Below are 8,138 nucleotides of genomic sequence, written 5' to 3'. Positions count from 1 at the left end.
ATAGAATTCCATGCACGGGATTTAAGTTTATCCAAAAGAAACGACTGCGTAAGCTCATTGTTGAAAAATTGGAGGAAGAGCAGATCGATATTGAGTATTATCCTTTGTTAAAAAGAGGTGTTGATCTTAATTTACCTGATGGCAGAGTTATCTTGAATAAGGATTATACTACCGACTCTGATACCCCTAAAAAATATGGGTATTGTTCTGATACATTGTTTGATGAAACATATTTTAACAACATTGCAGATTGTGATTTGCTGTATCACGAGGCTACATTCTTACATGAAATGCTAGACCGCGCAAATATAACACATCATACGACGGCTTTACAGGCCGGTGAGATAGCCAAAATGACCGGGGCTGCAAAATTGCTTATCGGTCACTTTTCATCAAGATACAAGACGTTGCAACCTCTTTTGGATGAAGCAAAATCTGTTTTTGAAAACACTGAACTTGCAATAGAAGGTAATACTTATATTATTTGATTACTTATCCTTTTTACCCCCACCAAATATGGAGAAGTGAACATAACGTTTTGGGTTTGCTTTCAGATCTATCATCAGGTTATCAAGGCTTTTAGACGCATTGTTTAGATTGTCGTACATTTTTGTATCGTTAACTAACAGGCCTAGTGTTCCTTCACCATTATTGATTTTACCTACTATAGTTTGAAGATCTGCAACAGCTTTATTTGCATTATCTATTGTTTGTTTGAAATTAGCTGCAGCTACCTGATCCGTAATCGAATTGATATTGTTCAAAATGGCAGATATTTTGGCGTTGTTCTGCTTTAGATTGCCCGAAATTGCTTCTACATTGGCAAGAATTGCAGATATGCGGGTGCCTTCTGAACCAACTAGATTATCAACCTTTTTAGAGGTAGATTCTAAAGACGAAAGGGTAGAGGCTATGCTGTTAAAGCTTTTATCAACATTCTTTTGGAAATTTGGATTCAAGATGGAATTCACACTTGTTAGAATGGAGTCCATTTTTCCAATAATTAACTCAGCTTTTTTCTGAACTGGTTGTACCGTTTCAAGAATTCCTTTTTGAACGTTTGCATTCAATGTGTCACCATCCTGAGCAAAATCATTACCAGTACCCAGCGCCATTACAATTGCTTTACTTCCTAAAAGGTCGGTGCTTTCAAGCTTGGCAATACTATTTCTTGGGATCTCGTATTTGCCCTTGATTTTAAGCGTGGCAACAATTGAGCCGTCTGTTTGTAATTCCAGTTTATCTACACGGCCAATTTGATAGCCATTAATTAAAACCGGTTTGGATACCGCCAGACCATCAACACGCGAATATTTTGCATATAAAACAGTTTCACTTGAAAAAATGGCATTCCCCTTTAAAAAATTATATCCTATAATTAACAGGGCTATAGAAAAGGCAGCTAGTATGCCTACTTTGGTTTCGTTTGCTATCTTCATTCAGTGTATGTTCTTGGTATGTATTTACTTAATTTGTTTCGGTTTCCTTTTTGTAAGTTTTTATTGCCTTGAAAATTGAATTAACAATTTCTTCTTGTCCATGCGCTGAATTCATGTATTCTTCTTCGGTAGGGTTAGAAATAAATCCAATTTCTGTTAGTACCGCCGGCATTCCGCATCTTTGAAGAATTAAGAGTCCTTGTTCCTTAATCCCCCTGTTTACTCTATTGTCATCGTTGGTATAATTGTGCTGAATTAATTTAGCTAATTTCAGACTCTTATCCCTAAATATATTTTTGAACAAAGATAGTATAATAAATGTTTCAGGATCATTAGGATCGTAGCCATTATAATTTTGCTTATAATTCTTTTCGAGCTTGATGTCCTCATTTTCCCTAATGGCGGCATCTTGCTCATTTAAGCGGTGAGAACCTGCAACAAATGTTTCAGTGCCACTTGTAGATTTATTCTTTACATACGAATATTTAGGGGTCTTTTTGCCTCTTCTGTTTTTTGTATAACCGGTAACCACCCTTTTATCAGGCATTGAGTTACAGTGAATAGAAATGAAAAGATCGGCTTTATTGTCATTTGCAAGGGCAGCTCTTTTATAAAAATCTACATCAACATCTGTTTTTCTGGTATAAAGGATTTTTACTCCGGGTAATTCTTCTTCGAGCTTTTTGCCTAGCTTTAAAGCTACTTTTAGCGCTACATTTTTTTCCAATGAAAAACTTCCTCTGGCACCAGGCTTCGTTCCGCCATGTCCGGCATCAATAACAATAGTTTTAACTTTATAAGTTTGGGAAAATACTAGTTGTGAACTAAATAAACATAGTAATAATAACAGGGCTGCATTTTTCTTTACACTCATCTAATAATAGTTATTGATTCAATTATTTATCCTTCTATGCTTTTCTTGTAGTTTTCAATAGCCTTTAACAGACAATTGGTTATTTCAGTTTGTCCGGCCTCAGAATTCATATAGTCTTCTTCATCAGGGTTACTTATGAAACCAATTTCGGTTAATATGGCAGGCATACCTGCACGAGCCAAAACTGCGAGACTTTTTTCCTGAACACCACGATCGATGCGGCCAACATTAATGTATTGATCTTGTACCAGTTTAGCCAGTTTTAAACTTTGGGTTCTGAAAGTATTTTTCATTAGAGAAAGTATAATGAAATTTTCAGGATTGTTCGGGTCGAAGCCTTCGTAATTTTCCTTGTAGTTTTCCTCTAAGAATATGGATGCATTTTCTCTTTTAATAGCTTCGTCTTGTTCATTTACGCGTCCCATACCTGAAACAAATGTTTCGACTCCTCTTGTAGATGTGCTTTTTCTGCTAACTGTGCTTGTTATTGGAACTCTTTTCCCCCTGCTGTTTTTTCTATACCCAGTGACTACAGTTGACCTGTATACCGGCATATCATTGCAGTGAATTGAAATGAAAAGATCTGCTTTTGCATTATTTGCGATAGCAATACGCTCATAAAGAGGAATAAAAACATCCTCAGTTCTTGTGTAAATTACTTTTACATCCTTCATATTCGCTTCAATGGCAGCACCCAGGTGTAATGCTGTTTTAAGGGCTACATCTTTTTCAGTAGAGTAGAGCCCTCTTGTACTGCCATCTTTGCCACCATGTCCGGCGTCAATAACAATAGTTTTTATTTTATATTCTTGCGTAAATGCCTGATAATTAGATATAGTAATAATAACTGCAGAAATAAATACAATCAAAATCGCATTTGGTCTGAGCAATGGTATATTTTTCATTAATTTTGAACGTTTTGGATTAAACATTAATGCAAAAATAACATTCACACACGAATTTGAAACTTTTACGGTACATCATTTTTTTAAACTTCATTGTTTTATTAACATCTGTTGGTAATCGAGCCCTTGCTTTGAATAATTTTTCATGGCAGCAAGTAATTAAACAAGCAGACACCACTAAGAAAGGTAACGCACAAACTGCGCCAAAAGATACGACTGCCAGTGAGAAAATAGAATACTCTGCTCAAGATTCCAGTTTTGTGGATAAAGAGAAGGAAATGGTTTACCTATATGGGAAAGCCAGGGTTAAGTACCAGGATTTCGAACTTGATGCCGATTATATTACTTACAATTCAAAAACCAAGCAGATTTATGCCAGTGGAAGAACTGATGCTAAGGGAAAGTATGTCGGCAGGCCTATTGTTAAAATGACCGGGCAATCCACATCGCTTGCAGACTCACTGTTTTATAATACAGAAACCAGTGTTGGTCGTATATGGGGAGTATATACGGAGCAGGAGGGAGGATTCTTTACAGGAGGTAAAGCAAAGAAGCAACCGGATGATGAAATTCATAGTAAAGGCCAGACCTATAGTACCTGTAACCTACCACATCCGCACTTTGGTATTTATATTACAAAGGGCATTGTTACCGAAAATCAGATTATTACCGGCCCTGTATATTTAAAAATAGAGGACATTCCTTTACCTATTGGTTTACCCTTTGCATTTTTTCCCAAGCCTAACAAGAAATCCTCTGGGGTCATTCTGCCCAGTCCTGGTGAAGATTATACAAGAGGTTTTTTTCTGCGGGATGGGGGCTATTACCTTGGTCTAAACGATTACTGGGATGCAAAAATGCTGGCTACAATTTATACCAGAGGTTCATACGAAGGCTCATTACTCTCTAATTATACGAAAAGATATAAGTATAACGGTAACATAAACTTCCGATATTCAAATTCAAGGTATGGTCTGGAAGGTACACCTGAATATACACCAAGAAAGGATTTTAACCTGCAGTGGACGCACAGTCAGAATGCAAATGCAAAACCGGGGACAACATTTTCTGCCTCGGTAGATGCCGGTACAAGTTCCTTTAATCAAAACACAGCCGGGGGAGCCAGTTATGATTATAATCAGTTTACTAAAAATACTTTAAGGTCATCCGTGTCTTATGGCCGGGTTTTTGGCAACGGAATAACCCTTGGTATTGCGGCAGATGGTTCTCAGGAAACACAAAATAAGTCTGTAAGCCTACGCTTACCCGATATCAGTTTAAGTGTCCCAACCTTTAATCCATTTGATTCAAAGGATAGGCTAGGAGAACAAAAGTGGTATCAAAAGATAACCGTTGGTTATAGCATGCAGGCTAGTAATACCATTACAACAACGGAAGATCAGTTATTTAAAAGAGAGTCGCTTAATAAATTTAAAAATGGGGTTAGTCACCAGATCCCAGTAAATATGGCCTTTAATATAGCGGATTATTTTAATTTCAATACAGGGGTATCCTATACCGAGAGGTGGCAATTTCAAACGGTACGTAAATCTTATTTAAAGGTTCTAAATAGCGGTGATCAGGAGATAATTGACACGGTTGCAGGTTTTAAACGCAATGGTGAGTATAGCTTAAACATGGGCGTATCTACAAAGATTTATAGTACGGCTCAGTTTAATAAGTTTGGTAACTTCAAAGCATTGAGGCATGTGATGACCCCTCAGGTAAGTTTTAGCTACAGACCAGATTTTTCGGATGTAGCTAAAGGATATTATAAACTTGCTTACTATACTGACGGAACTCCAAAAATTGGATCGGACGGACAGCAGCAAAAATATTCAATCTTTGAAGGCTCACCTTATGGCTTTCCGGGAGCTGGTCGCTCTGCTTCAATTTCATTCAGTTTAGACAATACGGTTGAAGCAAAGGTGCTTACTCCAAATGATACTACAGGAAAAGGCGATAAAAAAATTCCTATTATCCAGGGTTTAAGTATTAGCGGTTCATTCGATGACTACGTATGGAATGTGGGTAAACTGCCTCGTCTAACTAATTTTGGTTTCTCCTTTAATTATAGTTTAAATCCTGAGGCTTTAAAAAAGAAGAATGAAAACGAACAGAATTTAAAGGATAAAGCTGCAAAGACAGGTATGACACCAGAGCAGTCGGAGGAACTTGCCAAAGTAAGCAGGGACCCTAATGCATTTGTGGATTTTAAAATTCCGTGGAACTTTGCCTTTAGCTATACTTTTAATTACAATACAGACAGGGTTGGTCAAAATTCAACGATCACCAATACTTTGAATTTTAATGGTGATGCCAATATCACCCCGAAATGGAAAGTCCAGTTTAATTCTGGTTGGGATTTTAAGGCGAGTACCTTCTCGCAAACCTCTTTAGCTATATATCGAGATTTACATTGCTGGGATATGAGCTTTAGCTGGATTCCTTTTGGTGCTTATCAGTTTTATTCTGTGGACATCAAAGTAAAAGCATCAGTGCTTCAGGATTTAAAACTGAGCAAGAGAAAGAATTACTATACCCGATTCTAATATTTGAATTTATGCTAGCTGAAATAATAACGATAGGAGATGAGATTCTTATTGGTCAGATTGTAGATACCAATTCTGCCTGGATGGCCAAAGAACTTAATCTGATAGGAATTAAGGTAAAACAAATTACCTCAGTATCTGACGATGCTGATCATATATCTGAAGCTTTAGCACTTGCTGAAAAAAGAGCAAAAGTGATTCTGATTACCGGTGGGCTAGGCCCCACTAAAGATGATATTACAAAAATAACCCTCGCCAAATATTTTAATATGGGGTTTAGGAGGGATGAGGATACATTGGCGCACATTACTGAGATCTTTAAGCGGCATAACAGGCCAATGATCGAATCTAATATAAAACAGGCCGATGTTCCGKAAGGTTGTACGGTTATCAAAAATGAGAACGGGACAGCGCCTTGTATGTGGTTTGAGCATAATGGGAACATCATTGTATCTATGCCAGGTGTTCCATTTGAAATGATGTACCTGATGCAGGAACAGATTCTGCCTCGTTTAAAGGGAGCATTTAAACTTCCATTCATTGTTCATAAAACCATACTTACCGCTAATATAGGAGAGTCATTTTTAGCTGCTGAAATTGAGGATATTGAAAATAGCTTACCTGAGCATATTAAACTTGCATACCTGCCAAGACTAGGTCAGGTACGTTTAAGACTGAGCAGCACAGGAACTAATGAAGCAATACTGAAAAATGAGGTAGAAATTTATGCTCAGCAGATTATTGCTAAAGTAAAGAAAAACGTTGTTGTGGAAGAGGATATTGCCCTTGAAAAGGCAATTCTAAATATAATGGATGAGAGAAAGCTTACGCTTTCGACCGCCGAAAGTTGCACCGGTGGTTATATTGCCCACTTGATTACACAACATCCAGGATGTTCATCTGTTTATGTTGGAGGGGCAGTCGTCTATTCTTATGAACTTAAGGAATCCGTTTTGGGTGTTAGCCCTAAAACCTTAAATAATTACGGTGCAGTGAGCGAACAGACCGTAAAAGAAATGGCTCAGGGAGCAATAGATCATTTTAAAACAGATTATGCTGTAGCGGTAAGTGGAATTGCTGGTCCGGATGGTGGTATGCCTGGTAAACCCGTTGGTACAGTGTGGATTGCGGTAGCGAGTAGTAAGCGTGTTGTGGCAAGGGTTTATAGTTTTGGAAATAAAAGAGCGCAAAACATAGAACGTTCAGCCATAGCAGCTTTGACCATGATTTTGAATGAACTTAACCAATATGGGGATTAAGTGTTCAAAATACTTTACTTTTGCATCCGATATCAATCATGAAATAAAAAATGGCTCAATACGAATTATTGTTACCTAAAATGGGGGAAAGTGTTGCAGAAGCAACCATCATTAAATGGGTTAAACAGCCCGGGGATATGATAGAGATGGATGATACGGTTCTGGAAATTGCTACAGATAAGGTTGATTCTGAAGTTCCATCACCAATAGCAGGTAAGCTAATTAAACAGTTGTTCAAGGAAGATGAAATTGTGCAGGTAGGTACTGTAATTGCGATTATTGAAACTGATTCTGATGCTGCTGAGGATGTTGCAGTTACCATACCTGCGGCAGAACAGTCTATTGTTGAAAGCATTCCCGGAACAGAACAATTGGCATCAAATGATGCCAGAGGCGCTGCGAAAGAAGATAGTGGTTCTGATCGTTTTTATTCTCCTTTAGTGAAAAATATAGCTGCTCGGGAAAATATTGCGATAAGTGAATTAGATGCTATATCTGGTACTGGTGCTGATGGACGTTTGACTAAGGATGACTTGTTAAATTATATTCAAAATAAAAAAGGGGGAGCACCTTCAATAGCTCCTGCTCCACAAGCAGCTAAAACTGAAACATCTGTTAAAGAAGAAACTGTTAAACCTGCATCTGTATCTCAGCCATTGACAAGTGTAAGTGGTGGTGATGAGATTATCGAGATGGATAGGATGCGTAAATTAATTGCCGAACATATGGTAATGAGTAAGCACACTTCGGCTCACGTAACATCATTTGTTGAAGCAGATGTGACTAATCTGGTCCTGTGGCGTGATAAGGTGAAGGGAACCTTTGAAAAACGCGAGAATGAGAAGATTACTTTTACTCCATTATTTATAGAAGCTGTTGCCAAGGCAATAAAAGATTATCCAATGATCAACGTTTCAGTAAATGGAAACCAGATTATTAAAAAGAGAGATATTAACATCGGCATGGCCGCTGCTTTACCTAGTGGGAACCTGATTGTTCCTGTTATTAAAAATGCAGATCAGTTTAATTTGGTTGGATTAACTAAATCGGTAAACGATTTGGCGAAAAGAGCACGTATTTCTAAGCTTAAGCCTGATGAAACGCAAAAT

The 8,138-nt window shown here is 37.6% G+C and carries 7 protein-coding genes; 4 read left to right on the top strand and 3 right to left on the bottom strand.

Annotated features, from left to right (window positions below; translation table 11 throughout):
* Positions 1-488: MBL fold metallo-hydrolase (locus tag AC1DDX_RS22815; RefSeq protein ID WP_477622649.1), on the top strand; the 488-nt coding region annotated here is incomplete at its 5' end.
* Here the strand turns inward: AC1DDX_RS22815 and AC1DDX_RS22810 are convergent.
* From AC1DDX_RS22810 to AC1DDX_RS22800, 3 genes are read right to left on the bottom strand one after another with little or no spacing between them, the layout of a single operon-like run.
* On the bottom strand, positions 489-1,439 hold the full coding sequence (locus tag AC1DDX_RS22810; protein ID WP_172663336.1) for an MlaD family protein: 951 nt from the start codon (positions 1,437-1,439) through the stop codon (positions 489-491). It lies immediately after the preceding gene.
* Between the two features lie 28 nt (positions 1,440-1,467).
* Positions 1,468-2,313, bottom strand: a complete 846-nt coding sequence (locus AC1DDX_RS22805; RefSeq protein WP_172663335.1) for an N-acetylmuramoyl-L-alanine amidase family protein — start codon at positions 2,311-2,313, stop codon at positions 1,468-1,470.
* A 26-nt stretch (positions 2,314-2,339) separates the two neighbouring features.
* Positions 2,340-3,218 (bottom strand): N-acetylmuramoyl-L-alanine amidase family protein, encoded by an 879-nt coding sequence (locus AC1DDX_RS22800; RefSeq protein ID WP_246269726.1) that lies wholly within the window; start codon positions 3,216-3,218, stop codon positions 2,340-2,342.
* Positions 3,219-3,349: 131 nt separating this feature from the next.
* On the opposite strand from AC1DDX_RS22800, the gene AC1DDX_RS22795 reads away from it, so the two are divergent.
* The 3 genes from AC1DDX_RS22795 to AC1DDX_RS22785 all read left to right on the top strand — a co-directional run.
* Positions 3,350-5,770 (top strand): putative LPS assembly protein LptD, encoded by a 2,421-nt coding sequence (locus tag AC1DDX_RS22795; RefSeq protein WP_477622648.1) that lies wholly within the window; start codon positions 3,350-3,352, stop codon positions 5,768-5,770.
* 11 nt (positions 5,771-5,781) lie between these two features.
* Complete coding sequence (locus tag AC1DDX_RS22790) at positions 5,782-7,029, top strand: competence/damage-inducible protein A (protein WP_477622647.1); 1,248 nt, start codon at positions 5,782-5,784, stop codon at positions 7,027-7,029.
* A 50-nt stretch (positions 7,030-7,079) separates the two neighbouring features.
* A partial coding sequence (locus AC1DDX_RS22785; protein WP_477622646.1) for a dihydrolipoamide acetyltransferase family protein occupies positions 7,080-8,138 on the top strand: 1,059 nt, incomplete at its 3' end.

Source organism: Pedobacter sp. 10L46_2, assembly GCF_056395165.1.
This window is presented reverse-complemented; position numbering and strand designations above follow the sequence as displayed.